At 72.3% G+C, this 26,229-nt stretch carries 24 protein-coding genes; 13 read left to right on the top strand and 11 right to left on the bottom strand.

Annotated features, from left to right (window positions below):
- Window positions 1–61: 61 nt before the first annotated feature.
- The 3 genes from helR to AQJ64_RS00670 all read right to left on the bottom strand — a co-directional run bounded on the left by helR (window position 62) and on the right by AQJ64_RS00670 (window position 3,698).
- Window positions 62–2,239: an RNA polymerase recycling motor ATPase HelR gene (gene helR / locus AQJ64_RS00680; RefSeq protein ID WP_397804727.1), complete on the bottom strand. Its 2,178-nt coding sequence runs from the start codon at window positions 2,237–2,239 to the stop codon at window positions 62–64.
- Between the two features lie 138 nt (window positions 2,240–2,377).
- Window positions 2,378–2,668 (bottom strand): putative quinol monooxygenase, encoded by a 291-nt coding sequence (locus tag AQJ64_RS00675; protein ID WP_055634424.1) that lies wholly within the window; start codon window positions 2,666–2,668, stop codon window positions 2,378–2,380.
- A 55-nt stretch (window positions 2,669–2,723) separates the two neighbouring features.
- Complete coding sequence (locus AQJ64_RS00670) at window positions 2,724–3,698, bottom strand: carbohydrate kinase family protein (protein ID WP_055634425.1); 975 nt, start codon at window positions 3,696–3,698, stop codon at window positions 2,724–2,726.
- 226 nt (window positions 3,699–3,924) lie between these two features.
- Between AQJ64_RS00670 and AQJ64_RS00665 the strand changes: the two genes are divergently transcribed.
- From AQJ64_RS00665 to AQJ64_RS00650, 4 genes are all read left to right on the top strand, one after another.
- Entirely contained in the window at window positions 3,925–4,947 is a 1,023-nt protein-coding gene (locus AQJ64_RS00665) for a sugar ABC transporter substrate-binding protein (RefSeq protein ID WP_055634426.1), read from the top strand.
- A 181-nt stretch (window positions 4,948–5,128) separates the two neighbouring features.
- Entirely contained in the window at window positions 5,129–6,124 is a 996-nt protein-coding gene (locus AQJ64_RS00660; RefSeq protein ID WP_059202301.1) for an ABC transporter permease, read from the top strand.
- Window positions 6,121–6,957 (top strand): ATP-binding cassette domain-containing protein, encoded by an 837-nt coding sequence (locus tag AQJ64_RS00655; RefSeq protein ID WP_055635591.1) that lies wholly within the window; start codon window positions 6,121–6,123, stop codon window positions 6,955–6,957. The genes AQJ64_RS00660 and AQJ64_RS00655 overlap by 4 nt, the downstream gene beginning before the upstream one ends.
- A 95-nt stretch (window positions 6,958–7,052) precedes the next feature.
- Window positions 7,053–8,069 (top strand): LacI family DNA-binding transcriptional regulator, encoded by a 1,017-nt coding sequence (locus AQJ64_RS00650; protein ID WP_055635590.1) that lies wholly within the window; start codon window positions 7,053–7,055, stop codon window positions 8,067–8,069.
- 268 nt (window positions 8,070–8,337) lie between these two features.
- On the opposite strand, the gene AQJ64_RS00645 is transcribed toward AQJ64_RS00650, so the two are convergent.
- The gene (locus AQJ64_RS00645; RefSeq protein ID WP_055635589.1) at window positions 8,338–8,766 is read right to left on the bottom strand and encodes a DUF6299 family protein; all 429 of its coding nucleotides are present in this window, start codon (window positions 8,764–8,766) and stop codon (window positions 8,338–8,340) included.
- 232 nt (window positions 8,767–8,998) lie between these two features.
- Here AQJ64_RS00645 and AQJ64_RS00640 point away from each other — a divergent pair, with 232 nt between their 5' ends.
- The 6 genes from AQJ64_RS00640 to AQJ64_RS00615 all read left to right on the top strand — a co-directional run bounded on the left by AQJ64_RS00640 (window position 8,999) and on the right by AQJ64_RS00615 (window position 13,603).
- Window positions 8,999–9,193 carry a DUF5999 family protein gene (locus tag AQJ64_RS00640; protein ID WP_055635588.1) on the top strand — a complete coding sequence of 65 codons (195 nt, stop codon included), beginning with the start codon at window positions 8,999–9,001 and terminating at the stop codon, window positions 9,191–9,193.
- Between the two features lie 95 nt (window positions 9,194–9,288).
- A complete protein-coding gene (locus tag AQJ64_RS00635; protein ID WP_055635587.1) occupies window positions 9,289–10,101 on the top strand; it encodes a PaaX family transcriptional regulator in 813 nt (270 codons plus the stop codon).
- 152 nt (window positions 10,102–10,253) lie between these two features.
- Window positions 10,254–10,820: an adenylyl-sulfate kinase gene (gene cysC / locus AQJ64_RS00630; protein WP_055635586.1), complete on the top strand. Its 567-nt coding sequence runs from the start codon at window positions 10,254–10,256 to the stop codon at window positions 10,818–10,820.
- Window positions 10,817–11,719, top strand: a complete 903-nt coding sequence (gene cysD / locus AQJ64_RS00625) for a sulfate adenylyltransferase subunit CysD (RefSeq protein ID WP_055635585.1) — start codon at window positions 10,817–10,819, stop codon at window positions 11,717–11,719. Before cysC ends, cysD begins: the two co-directional genes overlap by 4 nt.
- A 2-nt stretch (window positions 11,720–11,721) precedes the next feature.
- Window positions 11,722–12,933, top strand: coding sequence for a sulfate adenylyltransferase subunit 1 (locus AQJ64_RS00620; protein ID WP_055635584.1), 1,212 nt, complete (start codon window positions 11,722–11,724; stop codon window positions 12,931–12,933).
- Between the two features lie 181 nt (window positions 12,934–13,114).
- Complete coding sequence (locus tag AQJ64_RS00615) at window positions 13,115–13,603, top strand: ATP-binding protein (RefSeq protein ID WP_055635583.1); 489 nt, start codon at window positions 13,115–13,117, stop codon at window positions 13,601–13,603.
- A gap of 6 nt (window positions 13,604–13,609) precedes the next feature.
- Here AQJ64_RS00615 and argF read toward each other — a convergent pair whose 3' ends face one another.
- The gene (gene argF, locus AQJ64_RS00610) at window positions 13,610–14,617 is read right to left on the bottom strand and encodes an ornithine carbamoyltransferase (protein WP_055635582.1); all 1,008 of its coding nucleotides are present in this window, start codon (window positions 14,615–14,617) and stop codon (window positions 13,610–13,612) included.
- Between the two features lie 88 nt (window positions 14,618–14,705).
- Window positions 14,706–15,929 carry an arginine deiminase gene (locus AQJ64_RS00605; RefSeq protein WP_055635581.1) on the bottom strand — a complete coding sequence of 408 codons (1,224 nt, stop codon included), beginning with the start codon at window positions 15,927–15,929 and terminating at the stop codon, window positions 14,706–14,708.
- A 139-nt stretch (window positions 15,930–16,068) separates the two neighbouring features.
- Between AQJ64_RS00605 and AQJ64_RS00600 the strand changes: the two genes are divergently transcribed.
- The 3 genes from AQJ64_RS00600 to AQJ64_RS00590 all read left to right on the top strand — a co-directional run bounded on the left by AQJ64_RS00600 (window position 16,069) and on the right by AQJ64_RS00590 (window position 19,329).
- Window positions 16,069–17,232 carry an SPFH domain-containing protein gene (locus AQJ64_RS00600; RefSeq protein WP_055635580.1) on the top strand — a complete coding sequence of 388 codons (1,164 nt, stop codon included), beginning with the start codon at window positions 16,069–16,071 and terminating at the stop codon, window positions 17,230–17,232.
- Complete coding sequence (locus tag AQJ64_RS00595; protein ID WP_055635579.1) at window positions 17,229–18,128, top strand: NAD(+)/NADH kinase; 900 nt, start codon at window positions 17,229–17,231, stop codon at window positions 18,126–18,128. Before AQJ64_RS00600 ends, AQJ64_RS00595 begins: the two co-directional genes overlap by 4 nt.
- A gap of 109 nt (window positions 18,129–18,237) precedes the next feature.
- Window positions 18,238–19,329 (top strand): Kelch repeat-containing protein, encoded by a 1,092-nt coding sequence (locus AQJ64_RS00590; RefSeq protein ID WP_055635578.1) that lies wholly within the window; start codon window positions 18,238–18,240, stop codon window positions 19,327–19,329.
- 2 nt (window positions 19,330–19,331) lie between these two features.
- Here the strand turns inward: AQJ64_RS00590 and AQJ64_RS00585 are convergent, their stop codons facing one another.
- The 5 genes from AQJ64_RS00585 to AQJ64_RS00565 all read right to left on the bottom strand — a co-directional run bounded on the left by AQJ64_RS00585 (window position 19,332) and on the right by AQJ64_RS00565 (window position 26,005).
- On the bottom strand, window positions 19,332–21,881 hold the full coding sequence (locus tag AQJ64_RS00585; protein ID WP_055635577.1) for a polynucleotide kinase-phosphatase: 2,550 nt from the start codon (window positions 21,879–21,881) through the stop codon (window positions 19,332–19,334).
- Complete coding sequence (locus tag AQJ64_RS00580; RefSeq protein WP_055635576.1) at window positions 21,878–23,347, bottom strand: 3' terminal RNA ribose 2'-O-methyltransferase Hen1; 1,470 nt, start codon at window positions 23,345–23,347, stop codon at window positions 21,878–21,880. Before AQJ64_RS00580 ends, AQJ64_RS00585 begins: the two co-directional genes overlap by 4 nt.
- 104 nt (window positions 23,348–23,451) lie before the next feature.
- On the bottom strand, window positions 23,452–24,423 hold the full coding sequence (locus tag AQJ64_RS00575) for a DUF4232 domain-containing protein (protein ID WP_059202300.1): 972 nt from the start codon (window positions 24,421–24,423) through the stop codon (window positions 23,452–23,454).
- A gap of 99 nt (window positions 24,424–24,522) precedes the next feature.
- Complete coding sequence (locus AQJ64_RS00570; RefSeq protein ID WP_059202299.1) at window positions 24,523–25,446, bottom strand: LLM class F420-dependent oxidoreductase; 924 nt, start codon at window positions 25,444–25,446, stop codon at window positions 24,523–24,525.
- A gap of 58 nt (window positions 25,447–25,504) precedes the next feature.
- Complete coding sequence (locus tag AQJ64_RS00565; RefSeq protein WP_055633684.1) at window positions 25,505–26,005, bottom strand: DUF6099 family protein; 501 nt, start codon at window positions 26,003–26,005, stop codon at window positions 25,505–25,507.
- Window positions 26,006–26,229 lie beyond the last annotated feature (224 nt).

The raw sequence follows: 26,229 nt of genomic DNA, 5'->3' as shown, positions 1-26,229 counted from the left end.
CACGGGCCGCGGAGCACGGACGGGGCACCGGACGGGGCACCGGACAGGGCGCCGGACAGGATCAGGAGCCGGTGAGGACGACGAGTTGGCGGGTCGCGCGGGTCATCGCGACATAGCGGTCCACCGCCCCTTCGACGCCCGTGCCGAACTTCTCGGGGTCGACGAGGACGACCAGGTCGAACTCCAGGCCCTTGGTCAGCTCCGGGGGCAGGGAGCGGACCCGGGGCGTCCCGGGGAAGCCCGGGGCGCCGATGACACAGGCGATCCCGTCGGCGTGGGCGGCGAGCCAGCCGTCGAGGACGGTGTCCAGGTCCGCGACGGATCCGTGGACGACGGGGAGGCCGTTGCTGCGGATGGAGGTCGGGACGTTGGCGTCCGGGAGCGCGGCCCGGACGACCGGCTCGGCCTCCGCCATGATCTCGGCCGGTGTGCGGTAGTTGACGCTCAGGGAGGCCAGGTCGATCCGGTCGAGTCCGATCCGCTCCAGGCGCTCCCGCCACGACTCGGTGAACCCGTGCCGGGCCTGGGCGCGGTCCCCGACGACGGTGAAGCTCCGCGACGGGCAGCGCGACAGCAGCATCTGCCACTCGGCGTCGGTGAGTTCCTGGGCCTCGTCGACGACGATGTGCGCGAACGGGCCGGCGAGCAGATCGGGGGCGAGGACGGCCAGTTCGGACTCGTCGACCAGGCTGACCTGGGCGTCCGCACCCCGCAGCATGGTCACCAGGCCCTCGCCGTCGTCCCCGTCGGCGCCGGAGTCGGCCACGGCGTGGATCAGGTTGTCCACGACATGGTCCATGCGCTCGCGCTGGGCGGCGAGGACGGCCTTGTTGCGCTGTCTGCGCCGCGCCGCCTCCGGGTCGCCGAGCCGCTGCCGGGCCGCGTCGAGCAGCGGCAGGTCGGACACCGTCCAGGCCTGGGCGTCGGCGCGCTGGAGCCGTCGTACCTCGTCGGAACTCAGCCAGGGAGCGCACATCCGCAGGTACGCGGGCACCGTCCACAGGTCCCCGACCAGGTCGGCCGCCTCCAGCAGCGGCCAGGCGCGCTGGAGGGTGCCGAGGAGTTCCTTGTCCTGGCGCAGCGCCCGGCGGAACTGCTCGGGCGGCAGGTCGTCGCCGTCGTAGCGGTCCCGCAGGATCTCGACGAGCCGCTCCCAGATCTGGTTGCGGGCCTCGTTGTGCGGGGTGCCGGGTTCGGGTGCGTCGAAGGCCTCGGCCCAGTCGGCGGCGGTCAGCCGTACGTCGGTGAGGTCGACGGTGACCGTCATGCCCTCGGCGGGCGGCTCCTCGTAGAACCGGACGGCCTTGTCGATCGCCTTCACCAGGTCCGCGGACGCCTTCAGCCGGGCCGCCTCCGGGTCGGTCTCGACACTCGCGCCGGCTCCCTCGGGGACGAGGTCGCGCAGGACGCAGGTCTGGACGCCCTCCTCGCCGAGGCTCGGCAGCACGTCGGCGACGTACGACAGATAGGGCCGGTGCGGGCCGACGAACAGCACCCCGCCGCGGCGGTGCCCGAGGCGCGGGTCGGAGTAGAGCAGGTGGGCGGTGCGGTGCAGGGCGACGACGGTCTTGCCGGTGCCCGGGCCGCCGTCCACGACGAGCGCACCGCGCGAGCCCGCCCGGATGATGGCGTCCTGGTCGGCCTGGATGGTGGAGAGCACGTCCCGCATCCGCTCCGAGCGGTTGCCGCCCAGACTGGCGATGAAGGCGGACTGGTCGTCCAGGGCGGCGGCATGCCCCTCCAGCCCGTCGGCGGTGAACACCTCGTCCCAGTAGTCGCTGATCCGGCCCCGGGTCCAGCGGTACCGGCGGCGGCTGGCGAGGCCCATCGGGTCGGCGTGGGTCGCGGCGAAGAACGGCTCGGCCGCCGGGGAGCGCCAGTCGATGAGCAGCCGGCGGCCCTCGGCGTCGGTGAGGCCGAGCCGTCCGACGTACACGGGCTCGGAGCCGTCCGCGCCGGCCATGTGCCCGAGGCACAGGTCCAGTCCGAACCGGCGCAGGGTGCGCAGCCGGCCGGTCAGGCGGTGGACCTCGATGTCCCGGTCCATCGCCTGGCGGCCGGTGCCGCCGGGTGCCCTGAGTTCGGCGTCGAGGAGGTCGGACAGTTCGGCGATCGACTCCTCGAGGCACTCCGCGACGGCCGCGAAGTGCCGCTCGTCGGCGGCGATCAGCGCCGGATCGGCCTTACGGGAGAGCTGGTCGGGGAGGTCGAACGCACTCGGCACACGCACTTCGTGAATCTCACTTCTCCGCTGGATCCTGGCCACGACCTGGGATTCTGCGGTACGAGGGGGGCCTTGCCGCAAGCCCCCCGGTGCGCTATACGTTGAGAGTGGCAAGGGGCGGGTCTCCCGCCTCTTTCTGCTGTTCCAGGAAGGTCAGCGCTTTTCCAGGAACGTCAGCACCGAGGCGTCCTCCTCGATCAGCGGGACGAGCGCCGCGTTGAACGGGCCGCCGTACGGGGCTTTCAGATGCGCCTGGAAGGCGTCCTCGTCCCGGTACACCTCGAAGATCCAGTAGGCACGCGGGGCGGCGGCCTTGGTGTACACGTCGAAGGCGAGGTTCCCCTCCTCCTCGCGCACCGTGCGGGCGTACTCCCCGATCAGCCGGGCGACCTCGTCCTCGGCGCCCTCGCGGGCGGTGAACTCGGCGAGCAGTGTCTTCGTCATCGTCTCGGGTCCTTGTCGTTGTCGGTCGTTGTCGGTCGTTGTCGGTCGGCCTCGGTCAGTCTCGGGCGGCGTCGGCGAACGGGGGTGCGGACTCCTCCAGGCGGCTCCGCCAGGGCGGGTTGGGTCCGGCGACCGAGCAGGTCAGGGCGGCGACCCGGGCGGCGAAGCGGCAGGCCTCGGTGACGTCGTCGAGGCCGACGTCCGTCAGCCGGCCGCCGAGGAGCGAGCGGGCGCCGAGGTGGTGCAGCAGTCCGGCGGTGAAGGAGTCGCCCGCGCCGACGGTGTCGACGACCTGTACGGTCACCGCGGGCACCCGCACCCGTTCCCCGTCGAGCGAGGCCAGGGCGCCCCGCGCACCGAGGGTGATCACGACGAGCCGGACCCCGGCCGCGTGCCAGAGGTCGCAGGCCCGCTCGGGCGCGGTGCCCGGCAGCAGCAGCTCCAGGTCGTCCTCGCTGAGGCGCAGGATGTCGGCGAGGGAGCACCAGTGCGCCAGCCGGGCGCGGTAGACGTCGGGATCGACCAGCAGCGGGCGGACGTTGGGGTCGATGCTGACGGTCGTCCGGGCGGCGGCCGCGGCCAGGAAGTCCTCGACGACGGCCGCGCCGGGCGCGCGGACCAGGGCCAGGGATCCGGTGTGCACACAGGCGGTGCCGGACAGGTCGACCCGGGCCAGCTCCTCGGCCGTCCACTGCCAGTCGGCGGTGTTCTGCGCGTGGAAGGAGAACGCAGCCTGACCGCCGTCGTCGAGTTCGGCCACGGCCAGGGTGCTGGGTTCGGCGGCCGGGACGGCGTACGACAGGTCCACCCCGGACGCCTCCAGGTGGCCGCGGAACAGCCGGCCGAACACATCCCCGGAGAGCCGGGCGAGGAAGCGGGCCGGGGTGCCGAGCCGGGCCAGGGAGACGGCCGTGTTCGCCGGTCCGCCGCCCGGCAGGACCCGCAGGGCGAGCTCGTTCGGGGCGCTCGCGGGCTCGGTGAACGCGTCCGCGACGCACTCTCCGAGGACGGTGATCTGACGCGGGCTCATGGGCTGCTCTTCTCTGCGGGCGACCGTGGGACGGCGGCCGTGCGACGGCGCGGACGGCTGTGGGACGTTGCCGATTCGTGACGGGCGGAGGGCATTGACGTTTCCGGGAGACGGAGTCCATCATCCTCGCCATGCAGTGTCAACGATGACATAAGTCAACGATGACAACTCGGGACGGCATCCCTCGATGCCGGCCGCGCCGCTCGCAATCCCGCAGGAGTCGTTCATGTCTCGCACCACTCGTCCGTCCACCTCCCTCCTCAGAGCCGCCGCGGTCATGGGCGTCGCGGCCCTGACCCTGACGGCCTGCGGGTCCGGCTCCGGCTCGGACTCCGCGAGCTCCGGATCGGGCTCGGGCGGCGTCAAGGTCGGTCTGATCACCAAGACGGACACCAACCCGTTCTTCGTGAAGATGAAGGAAGGCGCGGAGAAGGCCGCGAAGTCCGAGGGCGTCCAGCTCATGTCCGCGGCCGGCAAGTTCGACGGCGACAACGCCGGGCAGGTCACCGCGATCGAGAACATGGTCGCCGCCGGTGTGAAGGGCATCCTGATCACCCCGAGCGACTCCAAGGCCATCGTGCCCGCGATCGCGAAGGCCCGCGCCAAGGGCGTCCTGGTCATCGCGCTGGACACGCCGACCGAGCCGGAGAGCGCGGTCGACGCCCTCTTCGCCACCGACAACCTCAAGGCCGGGCAGCTGATCGGCGAGTACGCCAAGGCGGCCATGGCGGGCAAGACCGCGAAGATAGCCACCCTCGACCTGGCGCCCGGTGTCTCCGTCGGTGTCCAGCGGCACAACGGATTCCTCAAGGGCTTCGGCGCCACCGACAAGGACGTGGTCTGCGCCCAGGACACCGGCGGCGACCAGGCCAAGGGCCAGACGGCGATGGAGAACTGCCTCCAGAAGGAGCCGGACATCAACGTCGTCTACACCATCAACGAGCCGGCCGCCCTCGGCGCGTTCACCGCGCTCAAGGCCAAGGGCCGCGAGAAGGACGTCCTCGTCGTCTCCGTCGACGGCGGCTGCACCGGCACCCAGGCCGTCAAGGACGGCAAGATCGCCGCGACCTCGCAGCAGTACCCGCTGAAGATGGCCGCCGAGGGCGTCAAGGCCGTGGTGACGTACGCCAAGGACGGCAAGAAGGCCTCCGGGTACACCGACACCGGCGTCACCCTGATCACCGACAAGGCGCAGGACGGGGTCTCCTCCCAGGACACCGCCTTCGGCCTGGAGAACTGCTGGGGCTGAGCCGCCCGCGCCCGGCCCGTACGACGCCCCCTGCCCCGTACGACGCCGCCCTCCCCCTCAGCGGGGCGGCCGGCCCCACCCCCCCCCCGACCGGGGACGGCCGCCCCCTCGTCTCCTTGTCCCCCGTGGTGAGCCCCCGTGGGGACCGGCAAGGACATCTGTCTTCCGACAAGGACTCCGCATGACAGCCACGACCACGCCGTACGCCGAGCTCAAGGCACCGACCACGGCCCGCAGACTGCTCACGGCACCCACCACCGGCCCACTGGTCGCCCTCCTCCTGGCCTGCGCCTTCTTCTCCTTCTTCACCGACCAGTTCCTCACCGGCGGGAACTTCTCGCTGATCGTGCAGCAGGTCATGGTGGTCGGCACCCTCGCCATCGGACAGACCCTGATCATCCTCACCGCCGGCATCGACCTGTCGTGCGGTGCCGTGATGGCGTTCGGCAGCATCGTGATCGCCAAGATGGCGGCCGAGGGCTCGGTGTCCCCGTTCGTCGCCATCGCCCTGGGCCTGGTGGTCTGCGGCGGCTTCGGGCTGCTGAACGGGCTGCTGGTGCAGAAGATCCCGCTGCCGCCGTTCATCGTCACCCTCGGCATGCTCAACGTGGCGTTCGCGCTGACCCACATCTACTCCGAGGAGCAGACCGTCACCGGTCTGCCCGGCCCGCTGACGGCCCTCGGGGAGACCTTCCCGCTCGGCCGCACCGACATCACCTACGGCTCCCTCGTCACCGTCGCCCTGTTCCTGCTGTTCGCCTACGCGCTCAGCGGTACCGGCTGGGGCCGCCACGTCTACGCGCTGGGCAACAGCCAGGAGGCGGCCCGGCTGAACGGCATCCGCACCTCCCGGCTCACCATCGGCATCTACACCGTGGCGGGTCTGCTGTACGGCGTCGCCGCCCTGCTGCTCATCTCCCGCACCGGCGTCGGCGACCCGCAGGCCGGCCAGACCGACAACCTCGACAGCATCACCGCCGTGGTCCTCGGCGGGACCAGCCTGTTCGGCGGCCGGGGTTCGGTCCTCGGCACGTTCATCGGCGTGCTCATCGTCGGTGTCTTCCGCAACGGGCTCCAGCTGATGGGCGTCGCCTCCATCTACCAGACCCTGATCACCGGTGTGCTGGTGATCCTCGCGGTGACCGTCGACCAGATCTCCCGGAAGAAGGCCCGATGACCACCTCGGACTCCCCCACCCCCGTCCTCCAGGCCCGCGGTCTGGTCAAGCGCTACGGCCAGGTGACCGCCATCGACGGCGCCGACTTCGATCTGCTGCCCGGCGAGGTCCTCGCCGTGATCGGCGACAACGGCGCCGGCAAGACCAGCCTCATCAAGGCGCTCACCGGCGCGGTGGTGCCGGACGCCGGCGAGATCCGGCTCAACGGAGAGCCCATCACCTTCTCCGGCCCGCAGAGCGCCCGCGCCCACGGCATCGAGACGGTGTATCAGGACCTGGCCGTGGCCGCCTCGATGGACATCGCCTCGAACATGTTCCTCGGCCGGGAACTGCGCCGCCCCGGAGTCCTCGGCAGTGTCTTCCGGATGCTGGACAAGAAGCGGATGCGGCAGGAGGCCGCCGAGCACATGGCCGATCTGAAGATCGGGCTGCGCTCGCTGACCCAGTCGGTGGAGACCCTCTCCGGCGGACAGCGGCAGGCCGTCGCCGTGGCCCGGTCCGTGGCCTGGGCCCGCTCGGTCGTCGTCATGGACGAACCCACCGCCGCCCTCGGCGTCAAGGAGTCCGGCCAGGTCCTCGACCTGATCCGCCGCGTCCGCGACAAGGGCATGCCGGTCGTCCTGATCAGCCACAACATGCCCCACGTCTTCGAGATCGCCGACCGGATCCACGTCCACCGCCTCGGCAGGCGCGCCGCCGTGATCAAGCCGTCCGACTACTCGATGGCCGAGGTCGTCGCCGTCATGACCGGCGCGCTCACCATCGACGCGGCCGGAGATACTGTCGTGACGGATTCCGAGGCCGCCAAGGCCGCCGGGGTCCAGGCCGGCTAGAACCCGCTCGCACAGGTTCTGGCGACACGATTCGACTCCAAGGATCCGCCCGAGGCCGCGGGCGGAACCGACGAGCACAGGAGATCCGCACCTCCATGGCAGCCAGCCGCCGCCCCACCCTGGCCGATGTCGCCCGTGAAGTGGGTGTCAGCGCCAAGACCGTCTCCCGCGTCCTCAACGAGGACGGACCCGCCTCCGCGCAGACCAGGGAACAGGTGCTCGCCGCCGTGGCCCGGCTGGGCTTCCAGCCGAACCTCATGGCGCGCAACATCCGCGTCGGCGGCCCCGACACCACCGTCGGACTGGTCATCCCCGACCTCGGCAACCCCTTCTTCGGGGCCGTGGCCAGCAGCATCGAGGACACGGTCCGCGACCGGGGGCTGACCCTGCTCATGGGCTCCTCCGCGGACGACCCCGAGCGCGAACGCGCCCTGACCGCCACGTTCCTGGCGCGCCGGGTCAGCGTCCTGATGGTCGTCCCCTCCGTCGGCGCCGACCACTCCCACCTCAAGCCGCACCGGTCCGGCGGGCTGCCCGTCGTCTTCCTCGACCGGCCGGGCACGGGCCTCGCCACGGACAGCGTCGTCAGCACCAACCGCTCGGGCGCCCACGACGGCGTCGCCCACCTCATCGCCCACGGCCACCGCCGTATCGGCTTCATCGGGGACCTGCCCACCAAGCTCTACACGCGCCGCGAGCGTCTGGCCGGATACCGCGAGGCACTGCGGGAGGCCGGCCTCCCGGACGACCGCTCCCTCGTCACCAACGCCCACGACCAGCACGGCGCCTCGGCGGCGACCGCGCAGTTGCTGGCCCTGCCCGATCCGCCCACGGCCCTGTTCGCCGGCAACAACATCGTCGCGCTGGGCATAGTGACCGAACTCGCCCGCAGCCACCGCAAGGACGTCGCGGTCGTCGCCTTCGACGACGTGGCCCTCGCGGACGCGCTCGAACCGGCGCTGACCGTGGTCGCCCAGGACCCCGAGGAGATCGGCCGCACCGCCGCGACCGCCGCCCTGTCCCGCCTCGACGGCGACCGCTCCCGCGCCCGCACCCTCACCGTGCCCACCCGCCTGATCGTCCGGGGGTCGGGGGAACGTCCGGCTCCGTGACGCGACCGGCCGAGGCGAGTCCGGTCCGGTCCGGTCCGGCCGATGAGCCTCGCCGGCCGGACCGAAGGACGCGGTGACCAGCCTCGGCGGACCGCCTCCGGGGTGCGCCGGGGGCCGGCGGTGGGCCGGCCGGCGGAGCGGCCGATGCGGGCGGGCCCTGCCCGGCGGCGGACCGGGGATGCCTGCGTCCCCGGCCCGGGTGCGCCGGGGCACCCGGGCCTGCACCGTCGCCCCGGCCGCCCTGCGCGCCGGGGCGTACGGCAGCCGATCAGCCCTCGGTCAGTGTGATGTCCTGCTGCTTGATCGCGTGGAAGCGGGGCAGCGGCAGGCCGCCGCGGGGTTCGAGTTCGGTGATCGTGGCCTCGACATGGGCGGGGCCGGCCTTCAGCGCGTCCGACTGCACCCTGCCGGCGTTCCGCCAGGTGTGGACGGCGCCGTCGCACACCGCGCGGCTGCCGCCGATGCCGTAGCGGGCGGGGGCGTCGCCCTGCTGGACGGCGGAGCTGATGAACACCGGTCCCGTGTTGCCGACGCAGCGGTAGGTGCCGGCGAGGGTGACGGTGCCGTCGGCGGCGATCGTGCCGGCCGACGCGACGGTGAGGGTCTCGGTGGGGTCGGCGGTGGCGGCCTGGGCCGGCAGCGCGAGCAGGACCAGGGCGGCACCGGCCGCCGCGGCCAGTGCGGGGCGAAGCAACATGGAAGACCTCCTGTGGTGGGGGGCCTCCACTGGTACCGGGCGGACGGGCCCGAGGCCGTGACCGTCACTCCTTCGGTGGCGAGTCCGCCCCGGTCGTCGGCGAACGGTCCTGGAGTTGTCCTGGTGCTGTCACGCTTCGGGAAACGCTCTGGCGATGCCTCCGGGGCGGGCGCATGGTCGTTCCATGCGAGGCCGACCGGACGGCCGGCCCCCACCGACGTGGAGGTGCGCCATGTGTTCCCACTCCTTCGCCGCCGCTTCTGCCGATGCCCGCTCCCTGCACGTCGTCGCCGCCCACCCGGAGCAGGGCTGGAACCTGCTGTGCGACGGCACGATCGTCTTCGACGACTCCGGCGAACTCCTGCCCGACGGCAGCGTGGTGGCCCCCCACCGCGTCCCGGCGGACCGCCTGACCGTCGCGGCCTGAGCCCGGTCACCGCCCCCGGCACGCCGGCGGGCACGACGAAGGTCACATCCGGTGGGGACACCCACAGTGACCGGCCGTGATGGTGACGACCTAAAATGATCAACGTGTCCGACCAGCCCGCACCTCGGTCTCTCATCGTCACGCTCTACGGCGCGTACGGCCGCTTCGCGCAGGGTCCGCTGCCCGTCGCCGAGCTGATCCGGCTGCTCGCCGCGGTCGGCGTCGACGCGCCCTCCGTACGCTCCTCGGTGTCCCGGCTGAAGCGGCGCGGACTGCTGCTGCCGGCCCGTACGGCGCAGGGCGCGGCCGGGTACGAACTCTCCGACGAGGCACTGGAGTTGCTCGACGACGGGGACCGGCGCGTCTACGGCGCCGCACCGGCCGCCGACGAGAGCTGGGTGCTGGCGGTGTTCTCCGTACCGGAGTCGGAGCGGCAGAAGCGGCACGTCCTGCGGTCCCGGCTGGCCGGTCTCGGCTTCGGCACGGCCGCCCCGGGTGTGTGGATCGCCCCGGCCCGGCTGTACGAGGAGACCCGGCACACCCTGCAGCGGCTCGGACTGGAGGCGTACGTCGACTTCTTCCGCGGCGAACACCTCGGCTTCGCGCCCACCGTCGAGGCGGTGGCCCGCTGGTGGGACCTGACGGCCATCGCCAAGGAGCACGAGGCGTTCCTCGACCGCCACGCGAGCGTGCTGCACGCCTGGCAGCACCGGCCGGACACCCCGCCGGAGGAGGCCTACCGCGACTACCTCCTCGCCCTGGACGCCTGGCGCCATCTGCCCTACGTCGACCCGGGACTGCCCGCCCGGCTGCTTCCGCAGGACTGGCCGGGGGCCCGTTCGGCGGCCGTGTTCCACGGGCTGCACGAGCGACTGCGCGACGCGGGCGCGGAGTTCGCCGGGGTGTGACCCCGTTCGTGAACAGTTCATGACGGGACCCCGTGATCCCTTGCACACCAGGAGTCACTCAGCTGAACCTCAGGTTCCTTAACAACTCCTCTCAGACTCCTTACCTACCGTTCGACGGGTTGTACGCCGGGTAGGAAAGAGGACTGTTGCGGATGACCAGCACGCCAAGGGCCGTCGCTCCGAGGGCCCAGGGGGCCACGGTCTGGCTCACCGGACTGCCGAGCGCCGGCAAGACGACGATCGCCCGCCTCCTCGGCGAGCGGCTGAAGGCCCAGGGACACCGCGTGGAGGTCCTGGACGGCGACGAGATCCGCCGCTTCCTCTCCGCCGGGCTCGGCTTCAGCCGCGCCGACCGCAACACCAATGTGCAGCGGATCGGGCTGGTCTCCGAGGTCCTGGCGCGCAACGGCGTGCTGTCCGTCGTCCCCGTCATCGCCCCCTACGCCGACAGCCGCGAGGCGGTGCGGCGGCGGCACGAGAAGAGCGGGACGCCGTACCTGGAGGTGCATGTCGCCACCCCGGTGGAGGTGTGCAGCGAGCGGGACGTGAAGGGGCTGTACGCCCGGCAGGCGGCGGGTGAGCTGGCCGGGCTGACCGGTGTCGACGACCCGTACGAGGTGCCGGAGAACCCCTCGCTCGTGCTGCCGACGCAGCAGCAGAGCCCGCAGGAGTCGGCGGACGCGGTGTACGCGCTGCTGGCGGAGCGGGGGCTGGTGTGAGCGGGTACACGCTCTCGCACCTGGACGCGCTGGAGTCCGAGGCGGTGCACATCTTCCGCGAGGTGGCGGGCGAGTTCGAGAACCCGGTGATCCTGTTCTCCGGCGGCAAGGACTCCATCCTCATGCTGCGCCTCGCGCTGAAGGCGTTCGCCCCGGCCGCGATCCCCTTCTCGCTGCTGCACGTCGACACCGGCCACAACTTCCCCGAGGTCATCGAGTACCGCGACCGCGTCGTCGCCCGGCACGGGCTGCGGCTGCATGTCGCCCCGGTGCAGGACTACATCGACCGCGGAGTGCTGCGCGAGCGGACCGACGGGACCCGCAACCCGCTCCAGACCCTCCCGCTCACCGAGAAGATCCAGGCGGAGAAGTTCGACGCCGTCTTCGGCGGCGGACGCCGCGACGAGGAGAAGGCCCGCGCCAAGGAACGGGTGTTCTCGCTGCGCGACGAGTTCTCGCAGTGGGACCCGCGCCGGCAGCGGCCCGAGCTGTGGAACCTGTACAACGGCCGCCACGCGCCCGGCGAGCACGTCCGCGTCTTCCCGCTCTCCAACTGGACCGAACTGGACGTCTGGCAGTACATCGCCCGCGAGGACATCGAGCTGCCCGACATCTACTTCGCGCACTACCGCGAGGTGTTCGGGCGGGGCGGGATGTGGCTCACGGCCGGTGAGTGGGGCGGGCCCCGGCCGGGTGAGACCGTCGAGAAGCGGCAGGTCCGCTACCGCACGGTCGGCGACATGTCCTGCACCGGCGCGGTGGACTCCGACGCCGACACCATCGAGAAGGTGATCTCCGAGATCGCCGCCTCCCGGCTCACCGAGCGCGGCGCCACCCGTGCCGACGACAAGCTCTCCGAGGCCGCCATGGAGGACCGTAAGCGCGAGGGGTACTTCTAGAGATGACCGGCATGACAGTGGACACCCTCCGGTTCGCCACCGCCGGGTCCGTCGACGACGGCAAGTCCACCCTCGTCGGCCGGCTGCTGCACGACTCCAAGTCGGTCCTCGCCGACCAGCTGGAGGCCGTGGCGACCGCCTCCCGCAACCGCGGCAAGGACGCGCCCGACCTGGCCCTCCTCACCGACGGGCTGCGGGCCGAGCGCGAGCAGGGCATCACCATCGACGTGGCGTACCGCTACTTCGCGACGCCGAAGCGGCGGTTCATCCTCGCCGACACCCCGGGCCATGTGCAGTACACCCGCAACATGGTGACGGGCGCCTCCACGGCCGAGCTGGCGATCATCCTGGTCGACGCCCGCAACGGCGTCGTCGAGCAGACCCGTCGGCACGCGGCGGTGGCCGGGCTGCTGCGTGTCCCGCAGGTCGTCCTGGCCGTCAACAAGATGGACCTCGTCGGCTACCGGCAGGACGTCTTCGAGCGGATCGTCGAGGAATTCGCCGCCGACGCCGCCGAGTTCGGGCTGCCCGGCTTCACCGCGATCCCGGTCTCGGCGCTCGCCGGCGACAACGTGGTGGAGCGGTCGGCGCACATGGGGTGGTACACCGGTCCGGCCCTGCTGGAGTTCCTGGAGAGCGTGCCCGTCGGCGCCGACCCGGCCGACGCGCCCGTCCGGTTCCCGGTGCAGTACGTCCTGCGGCACGGCGATGTCCGCCACTACGCGGGCCAGTTGGTGTCGGGCTCGCTGCGGGTGGGCGACCGGGTGACCGTCCATCCGTCCGGCGAGACCACCGAGGTCGCGGCCATCGACGTACTGGGCGAGGAGGTGCCGGTGGCGTACGCGCCGCAGTCGGTCGGGGTTCGGCTGGCGGACCAGCGGGACGTCTCGCGCGGGGACATGGTCACGGCGGGCGGTGGTGCGCCGACGCTCACGCGGGACGTGCGGGCGGCCGTGTGCCATCTGGCCGACCGTCCGCTGCGGGTCGGCGACCGGGTGCTGCTCAAGCACACCACCAGGACCGTCAAGGCGCTGGTGAAGGACCTCGGCGGAGCCTTGGCGCTGGCCGTGAACGACCTGGGCCGGATCACCCTGCGCACCGCCGAGCCGCTCGCGCTGGACGACTACGCCGTCTCGCGGCGCACGGGGGCGTTCATCCTGATCGACCCGGCCGACGGGGCGACGCTCACGGCGGGCATGGTGGACCTCGGCTGAGGTAAGTGTTCTTACCGCCCTCCCTCTCCGGGAGGGCGGTTTTTTCTTGTACGGCCAGTTCAGTGTCACCGCTCGTCAATAACGCGGTAACAACGGGAGCAGGCAGGCGAGACGGAGCGTTGGGCGGGGTAAGCAACCCGTTAGCCGTACCATTCCTGAAAGTTGAAGGCAGGACCACCTGATGTCGATCACGGGACCCTGCGCCAAGAACGGACTCGCCTTGCAAGATCGCCCCTCCGACTCGGCCGCCTCCTGGCGGATCGCACTGCCGCACTCCGCCGCGGCCGTGCCGGTGGCCCGTGCACTGGTCCGTACGGCGCTGGCGGAGCTGGAGCACGGAGCGGACAGCGACACCGCGGAGCTGCTGACGGCCGAGCTGGTGGCGAACGCCGTGGAGCACACGGCCGCCGGGGACGCCCCGATAGAGCTGGTGGTGGAACTCCGGCCGAGCGGCTGCCAGGTCGAGGTGCACGACCCCGATCCGATGCCGCCGGGCGATCTCACACGCCCCTCGGGCCGGGAGCCCGACCCCTGGCTGGAGCACGGGCGGGGGCTGGTGCTGATCCGCGCCCTCAGCTCGTCCTGCGGGCACCGCCCCACCGACAAGGGCAAGGCGGTGTGGTTCCGGCTGGCCGTGGTACCTCCGCAGTGGCGGCCGCGGCCCGAGTGACCCGGGTCAGGCCAGGGTGGCGACCAGGACGGCCTTGATGGTGTGCAGCCGGTTCTCCGCCTCGTCGAAGACGACCGAGTGGGCGGATTCGAAGACCTCGTCGGTGACCTCCAGCGAGTCCAGGCCGTGGGCCTCGAAGATCTCGCGGCCCACCTTGGTGCCGAGGTCGTGGAAGGCCGGCAGGCAGTGCAGGAACCGGACCTCCGGGTTGCCGGTGGCGCGCAGGACGTCCATGGTCACGGCGTACGGGCCGAGGGCGGCGATCCGCTCGTCCCAGACCTCCTTGGGCTCGCCCATGGACACCCAGACGTCGGTGGCCACGAAGTCGGCTCCGAGCACCCCCTCGGCGACGGACTCGGTGAGCGTGATGCGGGCACCGCTGGTCTCGGCCAGCTCATGGGCCCGGTCGACGATCTCCTGGGCGGGCCAGTAGGTCTTGGGGGCGACGATCCGTACGTCCATGCCGAGCAGGGCCCCGGTGACCAGGTAGGAGTTGCCCATGTTGAAGCGGGCGTCGCCGAGGTAGGCGAAGGCGATCTCCGGCAGGGGCCTGGCGGTGTGCTCGGTCATCGTCAGGACGTCGGCGAGCATCTGGGTGGGGTGCCAGTCGTCGGTGAGGCCGTTGTAGACGGGCACACCGGCGTACGCGGCGAGCTCCTCGACCTTCCGCTGGCTGTCGCCGCGGTACTCGATGCCGTCGTACATCCGGCCCAGCACGCGCGCGGTGTCCTTGACCGACTCCTTGTGGCCGATCTGCGAGCCGGAGGGGTCGAGGTAGGTGGTGGCGGCGCCCTGGTCCGCGGCGGCGACCTCGAACGCGCAGCGGGTGCGCGTCGAGGTCTTCTCGAAGATCAGCGCGATGTTCTTCCCGCGCAGGTGCTGGACCTCGGCCCCGGCCTTCTTCGCGGCCTTCAGCTCGGCGGCCAGCTCGATCAGGCCGCGGAACTCCTCCCCGGTGAAGTCCAGCTCCTTGAGGAAGTGGCGGCCGGCGAGGGCGGTCGGGACAGTCGCCATGGGGGCGCTCCAGAGGTACGAGAACGGGACCATGGAAGTCTATACGATGACCAGCATTTCTATACAGTCCCATCGGCTCCCGTGTTCGCTATACGGCCCCCCGTTCGACCGGGCAGCTCATGCAGCGCGGCCCACCCCGGCCCCGGCCCAGCTCGCTGCCCGGGATCTCGATCACCTCGATGCCCTGTTTGCGCAGATGGGTGTTGGTGGTGGCGTTGCGCTCGTAGGCGACGACGACACCCGGTTCGACGGCGAGGACGTTGCAGCCGTCGTCCCACTGCTCCCGCTCGGCCGCGTGCACGTCCTGGGTGGCGGTGAGCACCCGGATCTCACTGAGGCCGAGGGCGGCGGCGATCGCCCGGTGCATGTGCTCGGGCGGATGGTCGGTGACCTTCAGCTCCTTCTCGCCGACGCCCGGCTCGATGGTGTACGAGCGGAGCATGCCGAGGCCGGCGTACTGGGTGAAGGTGTCGCCGTCGACCATCGTCATCACGGTGTCGAGGTGCATGAAGGCGCGCCGCTTCGGCATGTCCAGGGCCACGATGGTCTGCGCCGAGCCGGCCGCGAACAGCTTGTGCGCGAGCATCTCCACGGCCTGCGGGGTGGTCCGCTCGCTCATGCCGATGAGGACGGCGCCGTTGCCGATGACGAGGACGTCGCCGCCCTCGATGGTCGACGGATAGTCGGCCTGCCCCTCGGACCAGACGTGGAACCCCTCCCCGCGGAACAGGGGGTGGTGGCGGTAGATCGCCTCGAAGTGCACGGTCTCCCGCTGCCGGGCGGGCCAGCGCATGGCGTTGACGGCGACGCCGTCGTAGATCCAGGCGGAGGTGTCGCGGGTGAAGAGATGGTTGGGCAGCGGGGCGAGGAGGAAGTCGTCGAGGTCCATGACGTGGAAGCGCACGGAGGTCGGCTCCGGGTTGCCCTCCAGGAACTCCCTCTTGGTCATGCCGCCGACGAGGCCCTCGGCCAGGTCGGGCGCGGACAGGTTCTCGAAGGCGGCGCGGAGGTGGTCGGTGGCGAGCACCCCGTACTCCTTCTCGTCGAAGACGCGGTCCAGGACGAGCGCGCGGGCCGCCGGGATCTCCAGTGCCTCGACGAGCAGATCACCGAACAGATGGACCTCGACGCCCCGGTCGCGCAGGACGTCGGCGAACCCGTCGTGCTCGGCGCGCGCCCGGCGCACCCAGAGCACGTCGTCGAAGAGCAGTGCGTCCTTGTTGCTGGGGGTGAGCCTTTTGAGCTCGAGATCCGGCCGGTGCAGGATGACGCGGCGCAGCCGCCCGGCCTCGGAGTCGACATGGAATCCCATGCCTCCATCCTGACCATCGGCGCCCGCCTTCACCCGCTCTTGTGTCGTTTCGCAACCGCTTGTTTTCGTCCTCTTGACGACAAGTGATCCTTCCGATTATCGTCCCAGTGACGACAATCAAGGCGAGGGGGGACCTCTCATGGCCGACATCACCCGCCGGCTCGGCTGGCGCCATCTGCGCGGCGCCCCGACGGCACACATCCGCCACCACCGCTCGGGCACCCTGGTGCACGACGGCCCGGGGCTCAGCTTCTGGTTCCGCGCGCTCACCGCGGCGCTCTCCGAAGTACCGGTCGACGACCGCGAACTGGCCATGACCTTCCACGCCCGCACGGTCGACTTCCAGGACGTCACCGTGCAGGCGACGGTGACCTACCGGATCAGCGACCCGGCCGTCGCCGCCGCCCGCCTCGACTTCTCCATCGACCCGGACACCGGCGTCTGGCGCGGCGCGCCCCTGGAACAGCTCGGCACCCTGCTCACCGAGACGGCCCAGCAGCACGCCCTGGACGTCCTCGCCCGGACACCGCTGTCGGCGGCGCTGGTCGACGGCGTGACGGCGGTACGGGAACGGGTCGCGGCCGGACTGGCGGCGGAACCGCGGCTGCCCGCGACGGGCATCGAGGTGGTCGCCGTACGCGTGATGGCGCTGCGCCCCGAGCCGGAGGTGGAGCGCGCGCTGCGCACCCCGGCCCGTGAGCAGATCCAGCAGGAGGCCGACCGGGCGACGTACGAACGGCGGGCGGTGGCGGTCGAGCGGGAGCGGACCATCGCCGAGAACGAACTGGCCAGCAGGATCGAACTCGCCCGGCGCGAGGAGCAGTTGGTCGAACAGCGGGGCACCAACGCCCGCCGGGAGGCGGAGGAGACCGCGGCGGCGGACCAGGTGCGGGCGGAGGCCGAGGCGACCCGGACGGTCCGGCTGGCACAGGCGGAGGCCGCGCGCGCGGTGCAGCTCGCGGAGGCCGAGGCGGCCAAGCAGGTGCATCTCGCGGACGCCGAGGCACGGCGCACCGAGCGGCTGGCCGAGGCGGAGGCGACGCGCACGGTGAAGCTCGCGGAGGCCGAGGCGACCCGTTCGGTACGGCTCGCCCGGGCGGAGGCGGAGGCGGCGCGCGAGGTCGGCGAGGCCCGCGCCCAGGCGCAGGCGGCCTGGCTGCGGGTCCACGCGGACGTCGACGTCGCGACCCTGCACGCGCTGACCGGCACCCGGCTCGCGGAGAACCTGCCGCACATCGACAGCGTCACGATCTCGCCGGACGTGCTGACCGGCCTGCTCGCCAAGCTCGGGGCCCAGCAGTGAGTCTCGCCCCGCGGGCCGTGCTGGTCCACCGCACCACGGAGTACGAGGAGCTGGTGGCCCGGCACGGCACCCACGGCCAGGCCGCCTTCTTCCTCTCCTCGCGGGGCCGGGACGTCGAGGAGATCGCCGAACGGCACCGCCGCACCCGGCGCGCGCTGGCGGAGGTGATCTCGGCGATCCCCCTGACCTGGCGTCAGAGCCAGGTGGAACGGGCCGACCTGGACCGCTTCCTGTTCGCGCCGGAGGACGTGGTGATCGTGGTGGGCCAGGACGGTCTGGTGGCGAACGTCGCCAAGTACCTCGCCGGGCAGCCCGTGGTCGGCATCGACACCGACCCCGGCCGCAACCCCGGCGTCCTGGTCCGCCACCGCCCCGCCGACGCCGGCACCCTGCTCCCCTCGGCACTCACCGCCGCGACCGGGGTCTGCGAACTGACCATGGTCGAGGCGGTCGCCGACGACACCCAGCGGCTGCTGGCCCTCAACGAGATCTATCTGGGCGCCGCCGGTCACCAGACCGCCCGCTACCGCCTGGGCCTCGAGGACGACGGGGGTGTCGTCGAGGCCCAGGCCTCCTCCGGTGTGCTGGTCGGCACCGGCACGGGCGCCACCGGCTGGATCCGCTCGGTGTGGCAGGAGCGGGGCGGGGGACCCCGGCTGCCCGCCCCGACGGAGGAACGGCTGGTGTGGTGCGTACGGGAGGCGTGGCCGTCACCGGCGACGGGGACCTCGTACGTGGCCGGCGAGCTGACCGGCGGGAGCCGGCTGACGCTCACCGTCGAGTCCGAGCGGATCGTCGCGTTCGGGGACGGCATCGAGAGCGACGCGGTGGAGCTGACCTGGGGACAGACGGTGCGGGTGGGGGTGTGCGGGGAGCGGCTGCGGCTGGTGGGATGACCGCCGGCCCCCTGCGCCAATAGGGCGAAATGCCGGGCGGTCACGGCGGGTCGCGCGACGGGCCGTGGGACACCTCTGGTACACGCCCCCTCTGTGACAGGAGCCTGCCGTGCCCCCCATACGCACGTCCCCGGGAAGGTGGCGCGCCCGCTGCGCCCTGACCGGGGTCCTCACCGTCGTCGCCGTCCTGTGCGCGATGCTGCCCGCCGGTGCGCGCAGCGGACTGAACTGGATCACCCTGCCGTCCTTGCCCACGGCCCGGTACGCCCCGGCCTCGGCCGCCGCGCCCTGTCCGCGCGGCCAGACCGGGAGTTGTCTGTACACGGTGGGCGGCCACGGCGGCACTTCGGTGCTGGCCACGGCGGAGTCGTACAACCGGAGCACCAACGCCTGGTCCACCCTGGCGAACCTGCCCACCCCGCGCGAGGCCCTCGCGGCGGCCTCCGCGCCCTGCCCGGACGGACAGAGCGGGACCTGTGTGTACGCCCTCGGGGGGAACGGGCCCGGCGTCATCCTCGCCACGGCCCAGTCCTACGACCCGGGCACCGGCGCCTGGAGCACGGTCACCTCGCTGCCGACAGCCCGCAGGTACCTGGCGGCCGCGTCCGCGCCCTGCCCGGCCGGCCAGACCGGGACCTGCGTCTACGCGCTGGGAGGCTATGGCTCCAAGGTCCTGGCCACGGTGGAGTCCTTCAACCCCGCCAGCAGGTCCTGGACCACGCTCGCGTCACTGCCCACGGCCCGCTGGGCCCTGGGTGCCGCGGCCGCCCCCTGTCCGGCCGGTCAGACGGGCATCTGCGTCTACGCGGTCGGCGGGCTCGGCAGCAGCGGCGACCCCACCCGCACGGTGGAGTCGTACAACCCCGTCACACGCGCCTGGAGCCAGGTGACGTCGCTGCCCACCGCCCAGGTGGCGCCTGGAGTCGCCGCCACCAGCTGCCCGCCCGGTCAGACGGGCACCTGTGTCTACTCGGTGGGCGGTACCGGTCCCGCGGCCGCCGTCGCCAGGTCGTTCAACCCGGTCACCCGGGCCTGGACCACCCTGCCGTCACTGCCGACACCCCGCCAGGAGGTCGGAGCCGCGGCGCTGCCCTGCCCGCCGGGGTCCACCGGCAACTGCGTCTACATCGCCGGTGGTTACAGCGGCGGCGCCCTGGACACGGTGGAGGCCCTCGACCCTCCGGCGACCACCGGACGCTGACCTCACAGTCTCGGGTCCACCGGCTCCGACTCCAGGGCCAGCACCCCGAACACCGCCTCGTGGACGCGCCACAGCGGCTCGCCCTCGGCGAGGCGGTCCAGGGCCTCCAGGCCGAGCACGTACTCGCGGATCGCCAGGGAACGCTTGTGGTTCAGGAAGCGTCCGCGCAGGCGGGCGAGGTGGTCGGGGCGGGTGTACTCCGGGCCGTAGATGATCCGGAGGTACTCCCGGCCCCGGCACTTGATGCCGGGCTGGACCAAGCGGCCCTCGCCGCCGCGGACCAGGGCGCCGAGTGGCTTGACGACCATGCCCTCGCCGCCCCGGCCGGTCATCTCCAGCCACCACTCGACGCCGGCCCGCACCGACGCGGGGTCGGTGGTGTCGACATGGTGCCGGCGGGTGGTCTGGAGCAGTCCGGTGCCGTCGTGCTCCACCAGCCGGTCCAGCAGGGCCAGCTGCTCGTCGTGCGGCAGGCCCGCGAGGCTGCGGCCCTGGACGGCGAGCAGCTGGAACGGGGCCAGGCGTACGCCGTCCAGGCCGTCCGTCGTCCAGCAGTAGCGGCGGTACGCCTCCGTGAAGGCGGCCGCGTCCGAGGCGCGCTCACGCTGCCGGGCCAGCAGGTCCGTGACGTCGACGCCCCGGGCCGCGGCGCCCTCCAGCGCGGCCAGCGCCCCCGGGAACACGGCCCCGGAGGCGGCGCCGACCGCCGCGTACTGGGACCGCAGCAGCCCGGACGCCTTCAGCGACCACGGCATCAGCTCGGCGTCCAGCAGCAGCCAGTCCGTCTCCAGCTCCGTCCAGAGGCCGGCCGCGTCCACCGCCGCCCGCACCCGGCCGAGGATCTCCTCGGTCACCGACGCGTCGTCGAAGAACGGCCGGCCGGTACGGGTGTAGAGCGACCCGGTCGGACCGTCGACGCCGAAACGCCTACGTGCCGCCCCGGCGTCGCGGCACACCAGGGCCACCGCGCGCGAGCCCATGTGCTTCTCCTCGCACACGACCCGCTCCACCCCGTCCGCGGCGTACTGCGCGAACGCCTCCGCCGGGTGCTCCAGATAGCCCTCCACCTGGCTGGTGGCGGTCGGGGCCATGGTCGGGGGCAGGTACGGCAGCAGCCGGGGGTCGACCGCGAACCGGCTCATGACCTCCAGGGCCGCGGCCGCGTTCTCCTCCCGGATCGACACCCGCGTCTGCCCGTCGTACCGGGTCTCGACGATCCGGCGGCCGTGGACGTCCGCCAGGTCGAGCGGCCGCCCGTCGTGCCCGCCGGGCGCCTCCGACCGCAGCGGCTTCACCGGCTCGTACCAGACCCGCTCCGCCGGTACGTCGACCAGCTCGCGCTCCGGCCAGCGCAGCGCGGTCAGCTTGCCGCCGAAGACGGCGCCGGTGTCCAGGCAGAGGGTGTTGTTCAGCCAGGTCGCCTCCGGGACGGGGGTGTGGCCGTAGACGACCGCCGCCCGGCCCCGGTAGTCCTCCGCCCACGGGTAGCGCACCGGCAGCCCGAACTCGTCGGTCTCCCCGGTGGTCTCGCCGTACAGGGCGTGCGAGCGGACCCGGCCGGAGGTGCGGCCGTGGTACTTCTCCGGCAGACCGGCGTGGCAGACGACCAGCCGGCCTCCGTCGAGGACGTAGTGGCTGACGAGACCGTCGATGAACTCCCGCACCTCGGCGCGGAACTCCTCGCTCTCGTCCGCCATCTGCTCGATGGTCTCGGCGAGTCCGTGGGTGTGCTGGACCTTGCGGCCCTTGAGGTGGCGGCCGTACTTGTTCTCGTGGTTGCCCGGCACGCACAGGGCGTTGCCCGACTTCACCATGGACATCACGCGGCGCAGCACGCCGGGACTGTCCGGGCCCCGGTCGACGAGGTCGCCGACGAAGACGGCCGTCCGGCCCTGCGGGTGGACGCCGTCGCTGTAGCCCAGCTTGCCCAGCAGCGACTCCAGTTCGGCTGCGCAGCCGTGGATGTCGCCGACGATGTCGAACGGTCCGGTGAGGTGGGTCAGGTCGTTGAAGCGCTTCTCGGTGACGACGGTGGCGTTCTCCACGTCCGCCACACCCCGCAGGACGTGCACCTTGCGGAAGCCCTCGCGCTCCAGGTGGCGCAGGGAGCGGCGGAGTTCGCGGGTGTGGCGCTGGATGACGCGGCGCGGCATGTCGGCCCGGTCGGTGCGGCCCGCGTTGCGCTCGGCGCACACCTCCTCGGGCACGTCGAGCACGATGGCGATGGGCAGCACATCGTACTGCTTCGCCAGGTCGATCAGTTGCCGGCGGGCGTCCTGCTGGACGCTGGTGGCGTCGACGACCGTGCGGCGGCCGGCGGCGAGCCGCTTGCCCGCGATGTAGTGCAGGACGTCGAAGGCGTCCCGGGTGGCGCTCTGGTCGTTCTCGTCGTCGCAGACCAGGCCCCGGCAGAAGTCGGAGGAGATGACCTCGGTGGGCTTGAAGTGCCGGTGCGCGAAGGTGGACTTGCCCGAGCCCGAGGCGCCGATCAGCACGACGAGGGAGAGGTCGGTGACGGGGAGCACCCGGCCCTTGTTCGATGTCTCGGTCATGCCGCCTTCGCCTCCTTCTCGTTCGGGGTGCCGGCCGTGAACACGGCCATCTGGGTGGGCGGTCCCACCTCAGGGTCGTCCGGCCCCACGGGGACGAACTCCACGGTGTAGCCGTGCCGTTCGGCGACGGCGGCCGCCCAGGCGCGGAACTCCTCACGGGTCCACTCGAAGCGGTGGTCGCCGTGCCGTACGTGTCCGGCCGGGAGGGACTCCCAGCGGACGTTGTACTCGACGTTCGGGGTGGTGACGAGGACCGTGCGGGGGCGGGCCGCGCCGAACACCGTGTACTCCAGGGCGGGCAGCCTCGGCAGGTCGAGGTGCTCGATCACCTCGCTGAGCACCGCCGCGTCATAGCCCTTGAGGCGGGTGTCGGTGTACGCGAGCGAGCCCTGCACCAGCCGGACGCGGGACGCCTGCCGCTCGCCCATGCGGTCCAGCTTCAGCCGGCGGGCGGCGATGGTGAGTGCGCGCATCGACACGTCCACCCCGACGATCTCGGTGAACCCCGGGTCCTTCAGCAGTGCCTGCACCAACTGGCCCTGGCCGCAGCCGAGGTCGAGCACCCGGGCGGCACCGGCGGTGCGCAGCGCCTCGATGATCGCGTCGCGGCGCTGCACGGCCAGCGGGGTCGGTTTCTCCTCGGTCTCGGCCTCCGCCCCGACGGCGTTGTCGATGTCCTCGACCGCGCTGTCGTCGCTCTCGGCGAGCCGCACCAGCTCCAGCCGCTCCATCGCCTGCCGGGTCAGTGACCAGCGGCGGGACAGATAGCGGCTGGTGATCAGCCGCTGCTCGGGGTGCTCGGGCAGCCAGCCCTCACCGGCGCGCAGCAGCTTGTCGACCTCGTCGGGGGAGACCCAGTAGTGCTTGGCGTCGTCGAGGACCGGCAGCAGGACATAGAGGTGCCGCAGTGTCTCGGCGAGGGTCAGCGACTCCGACTCCAGGACGAGCCGTACGTACCGCGAGTCGCCCCACTCCGGGAACGCGGAGTCCAGGGCCACCGGGTCGGCGGTCACCGTCCAGCCGAGCGGCTCGAAGAGTGCCCGTACGAGGCCGGGGCCGCCGCGGGCGGGCAGCGCGGGCACCTCGATGCGCAACGGCCGGGCCTGCGCGGGGAGTTCGGGCCTGGCCGTGCACACGGCCCGCATCGCGCTGGAGAAGACGCCGCTCAGCGCGACGGCCAGCAGCGAGGAGGCCGCGTACGGGCGGTCGTTGACGTACTGGGCGAGCGCCGCGTCGGGGGCGCCGCCGCGGCCCTTGCCCTTGCCGCGCCGGACCAGCGCCACGGCATCCACCTCCAGCAGCAGCGCCGCCGTGCAGCGATCGGCGTCGGCCTCGGGGTAGAGGACGTGCGCCGTGCCGTAGGACGTGGAGAACGCCTGTGATTTCCCGGGATGCTTGTGCAGCAGATAGCCCAGGTCGGTGGCGGGGCGTTCGGGGGTGCCGGTGGTGGTGATCGTCAGGAACACGGTGAGTGCCTCGAAAGGTCGGAAAGGAGCGAAAGCGCTGGTCGTGCGCTTGTGCGCAGCTCCAACGTACAGAGGTGCGGGCCCCGGGGCGTGGGAATTTCCGGCTAGCGCTCCGCCGGTTTCCAGGCGCCGACGCCCAGCCGGCCCGTGGTGCCGAGGTCGAGACGGGGGGTGATCGTCACTGGGGCGGCGCCGGACTGCGCGCGGATCCGGACGTAGGGGACGTTCACGGGATCCCGGCCGGCCTCGGTGGTGTTGCGCCAGACCAGGCCGGAGACGGCGCTCTCGCCGGGTTCCAGGGTGAAGGCGCGGGGCGGGTCGTCGAGGCCGGTGCCGGTGGTGATGCTGTCGCCGCCGTGCAGGATCCGCACGCCCTCGACCGGCTCGCGGTCCTCGTCGAGGAGGGTGAGCCGCGGGTAGCCGTCGAGGGTGTAGTCCCTCGTGCCGCAGTTCTCCAGGCGCAGTCCGACGACCCGCAGGCCCATCGCGGCGTCGCCGTCGTCGGCGGTGACCCGGATCCCGGAGGACGGGCAGACGCCCGCCTGCGCCGGGGCCTCGGCCGCGGGGACCTTGCGGACCTCGGCGACCTTCACGGTGGTCACCGGCGAGGCGCCCGGGGCGAGGGCCCCGGGCTCGACGGTCCCTCGTACGGTCTTTCCCGCGCCCACGTCCCGCACGGTCACCCACTGGTTGCTCATGACCTCGCCGGCGCTCGTCGTGAAGTCGAAGAGCACGGAGTACGTCAGCGCCTCGGTGCCGTCGTTGGTGACCTCGTAGGCGGCGGAGACGCCGGAGTCGTCGGCCGGGCGGTCGGCGTGGACGATCCGGTCGGACGCGCTGGGCGTCGGGGTGCTGGAGGGGGCGGAGGGGGCGGAGGGAATGGTCACGGCGGTGACGCGGACGCCGTCGACGGGCGGGGCGGTGACCGGGGTGCGGGGCGCCCGGGAGGCGGCTCCCACGCCGTCGCCGCCGAGGTCGCCGCCCGCCCGCTCCGTTCCGCACGCCGTGGCGAGCAGGAGCACGGCGGCGACGGCCGGGAGGAGACGAACGGGGCGGGGCCGGCGGGGTGGGCGCATCCGGTCACCCCATCAGGAGCGGCCCGGCAGGCCTGTGGCGGAAGCCATAGTTCCCGTCACAGGCCTGTCACAGATCACCGATGCGCCGCCCCCGCCCGGCTACGACAGCTGGGACTGGACCTCGGCGGAGATCAGCTCCAGGTGGTCGAGGTCGTGCAGGTCGAGCATCTGGAGGTAGAGGCGGCGGGAGCCGGTCTCGGTGTAGCGGCCGATCTTCTCGACGACCTCGGCGGGGGTGCCGGCCAGGCCGTTGGTCTTCAGTTCGTCGACCTCGCGGCCGATCGCGGCGGCCCGGCGGGCGACCTCCTGGTCGTCCTTGCCGACACAGACGACGAGGGCGTTGGAGTACGTGATCCCGTCGGCGTCCCGGCCGAGCTCCTCGGCGGCGGCCCGCACCCGGCCGAACTGGCGCACGCTGTCCTCGACCGAGGCGAACGGCATGTTGAACTCGTCGGCGAACCGGGCCGCGAGGCGGGGCGTACGGGTCGCTCCGTGGCCGCCGATCACCACGGGGATCCTCGGCTGCGCGGGCTTGGGCAGCGCGGGCGACTTCGTGAGGTCGTAGTGCTCGCCGTGGAAGTCGAAGGTGTTGCCGGGCTCGGTGGCCCACAGCCCGGTGACGATCTCCAGCTGCTCCTCGAGGCGGCCGAACCTCGCCTTCGGGAAGGGGATGCCGTACGCCTGGTGCTCCTCCTCGAACCAGCCCGCGCCGAGGCCGAGTTCGACGCGGCCGCCGGACATCTGGTCCACCTGCGCGACCTGGATGGCGAGGACACCGGGCAGCCGGAAGGTGGCGGCGGTCATGAGCGTGCCGAGGCGTATGCGGCGGGTCTCGCGGGCGAGGCCGGCCAGGGTGATCCAGGCGTCCGTGGGGCCGGGAAGACCGTCGGCGTCGCCCATCTTCAGATAGTGGTCGGAGCGGAAGAAGGCGTCGAAGCCGAGATCCTCGGTGGCCTTCGCCACGGTGAGGAGGGTGTCGTAGGTGGCGCCCTGCTGGGGCTCGGTGAAAATGCGAAGATCCATGCCTCCCATCCTGCACCGCGGGGTTCCCGTCCGCCCCGGAGGTCCCTGTTGCCGGGCGTCAGCGCTCCGGCAACACCACCCCCTCCTTCTCGCCTCTCGCCTCCCGCTCCTCCCGCTCCTCCCTGGCCGCCAGCTTGCGCAGCATCTCCAGGACGCGGTCCCTGGACTCGTCGGCCGCGTCGATGGCCTCCATGCACTGCCAGTACGTGCCCTGGTCGTCCGCCGCGCTGGCGAGGGCGACCAGGGCGATGCCGACCTCGCCGAGCAGACCGCCCAGGTCGAGCAGGGCCTCGCGGGCGTCGTCCAGCGCGGTGAGCTGCGCGGCCCGCAGATCGGCGTGGTCGAGGTCGGGGGGGTCCAGCACTCCGCAGCCCCGGCCCGCCAGCTCGGTCAGTCCGAGGGCCTCGCCGCGCAGTTCGGGCGGGCCCGAGACGGCCAGCCGACTTCCTATGGCCTGGGCCAGTGCCTGGGCCTGCCACACCTCCGTGAGAATCTCCGCCCTGCCCACGCTGCCCGCGAGCGCGCGCCTGCTGGTCAGGATGAGCCGCACCGCGTCCATGCGCCACCCCCGTCTGTCCGACGTGCTCCTCGCACGTCCGCCCGGACTCCCTTGCGCACCGCCCTCGCGCACAGAGAGCGTTCCACTACCCAGAGTGAAGGCCTGTGGGGCGAAAAGCCAGAGGAAGACGGAAATCTGTGGACAACAAATCGGTTTCGGACCACCGGGCGACTCCGGAGAGTGAAAGCGGACCGTGAGAGTCCCTCGGTTGTCCACAGCCCGGC

Origin of the sequence: Streptomyces griseoruber, from assembly GCF_001514205.1 — a bacterium.
GTDB classification, from domain to species: Bacteria; Actinomycetota; Actinomycetes; order Streptomycetales; family Streptomycetaceae; genus Streptomyces; species Streptomyces griseoruber.
Note: the sequence above shows the minus strand (reverse complement) of the source record. Positions and strands in the feature narration are given on the sequence as shown.

Coding starts and splice junctions, on each gene's coding strand:
- AQJ64_RS00675 (WP_055634424.1), bottom strand. CDS start 2,668: ATGACGAAGACACTGCTCGCCGAGTTCACCGCCCGCGAGGGCGCCGAG.
- AQJ64_RS00670 (WP_055634425.1), bottom strand. CDS start 3,698: ATGAGCCCGCGTCAGATCACCGTCCTCGGAGAGTGCGTCGCGGACGCG.
- AQJ64_RS00665 (WP_055634426.1), top strand. CDS start 3,925: ATGTCTCGCACCACTCGTCCGTCCACCTCCCTCCTCAGAGCCGCCGCG.
- AQJ64_RS00660 (WP_059202301.1), top strand. CDS start 5,129: ATGACAGCCACGACCACGCCGTACGCCGAGCTCAAGGCACCGACCACG.
- AQJ64_RS00655 (WP_055635591.1), top strand. CDS start 6,121: ATGACCACCTCGGACTCCCCCACCCCCGTCCTCCAGGCCCGCGGTCTG.
- AQJ64_RS00650 (WP_055635590.1), top strand. CDS start 7,053: ATGGCAGCCAGCCGCCGCCCCACCCTGGCCGATGTCGCCCGTGAAGTG.
- AQJ64_RS00645 (WP_055635589.1), bottom strand. CDS start 8,766: ATGTTGCTTCGCCCCGCACTGGCCGCGGCGGCCGGTGCCGCCCTGGTC.
- AQJ64_RS00640 (WP_055635588.1), top strand. CDS start 8,999: ATGTGTTCCCACTCCTTCGCCGCCGCTTCTGCCGATGCCCGCTCCCTG.
- AQJ64_RS00635 (WP_055635587.1), top strand. CDS start 9,289: ATGATCAACGTGTCCGACCAGCCCGCACCTCGGTCTCTCATCGTCACG.
- cysC (WP_055635586.1), top strand. CDS start 10,254: ATGACCAGCACGCCAAGGGCCGTCGCTCCGAGGGCCCAGGGGGCCACG.
- AQJ64_RS00620 (WP_055635584.1), top strand. CDS start 11,722: ATGACCGGCATGACAGTGGACACCCTCCGGTTCGCCACCGCCGGGTCC.
- AQJ64_RS00615 (WP_055635583.1), top strand. CDS start 13,115: ATGTCGATCACGGGACCCTGCGCCAAGAACGGACTCGCCTTGCAAGAT.
- argF (WP_055635582.1), bottom strand. CDS start 14,617: ATGGCGACTGTCCCGACCGCCCTCGCCGGCCGCCACTTCCTCAAGGAG.
- AQJ64_RS00605 (WP_055635581.1), bottom strand. CDS start 15,929: ATGGGATTCCATGTCGACTCCGAGGCCGGGCGGCTGCGCCGCGTCATC.
- AQJ64_RS00600 (WP_055635580.1), top strand. CDS start 16,069: ATGGCCGACATCACCCGCCGGCTCGGCTGGCGCCATCTGCGCGGCGCC.
- AQJ64_RS00585 (WP_055635577.1), bottom strand. CDS start 21,881: ATGACCGAGACATCGAACAAGGGCCGGGTGCTCCCCGTCACCGACCTC.
- AQJ64_RS00575 (WP_059202300.1), bottom strand. CDS start 24,423: ATGCGCCCACCCCGCCGGCCCCGCCCCGTTCGTCTCCTCCCGGCCGTC.
- AQJ64_RS00570 (WP_059202299.1), bottom strand. CDS start 25,446: ATGGATCTTCGCATTTTCACCGAGCCCCAGCAGGGCGCCACCTACGAC.
- AQJ64_RS00565 (WP_055633684.1), bottom strand. CDS start 26,005: ATGGACGCGGTGCGGCTCATCCTGACCAGCAGGCGCGCGCTCGCGGGC.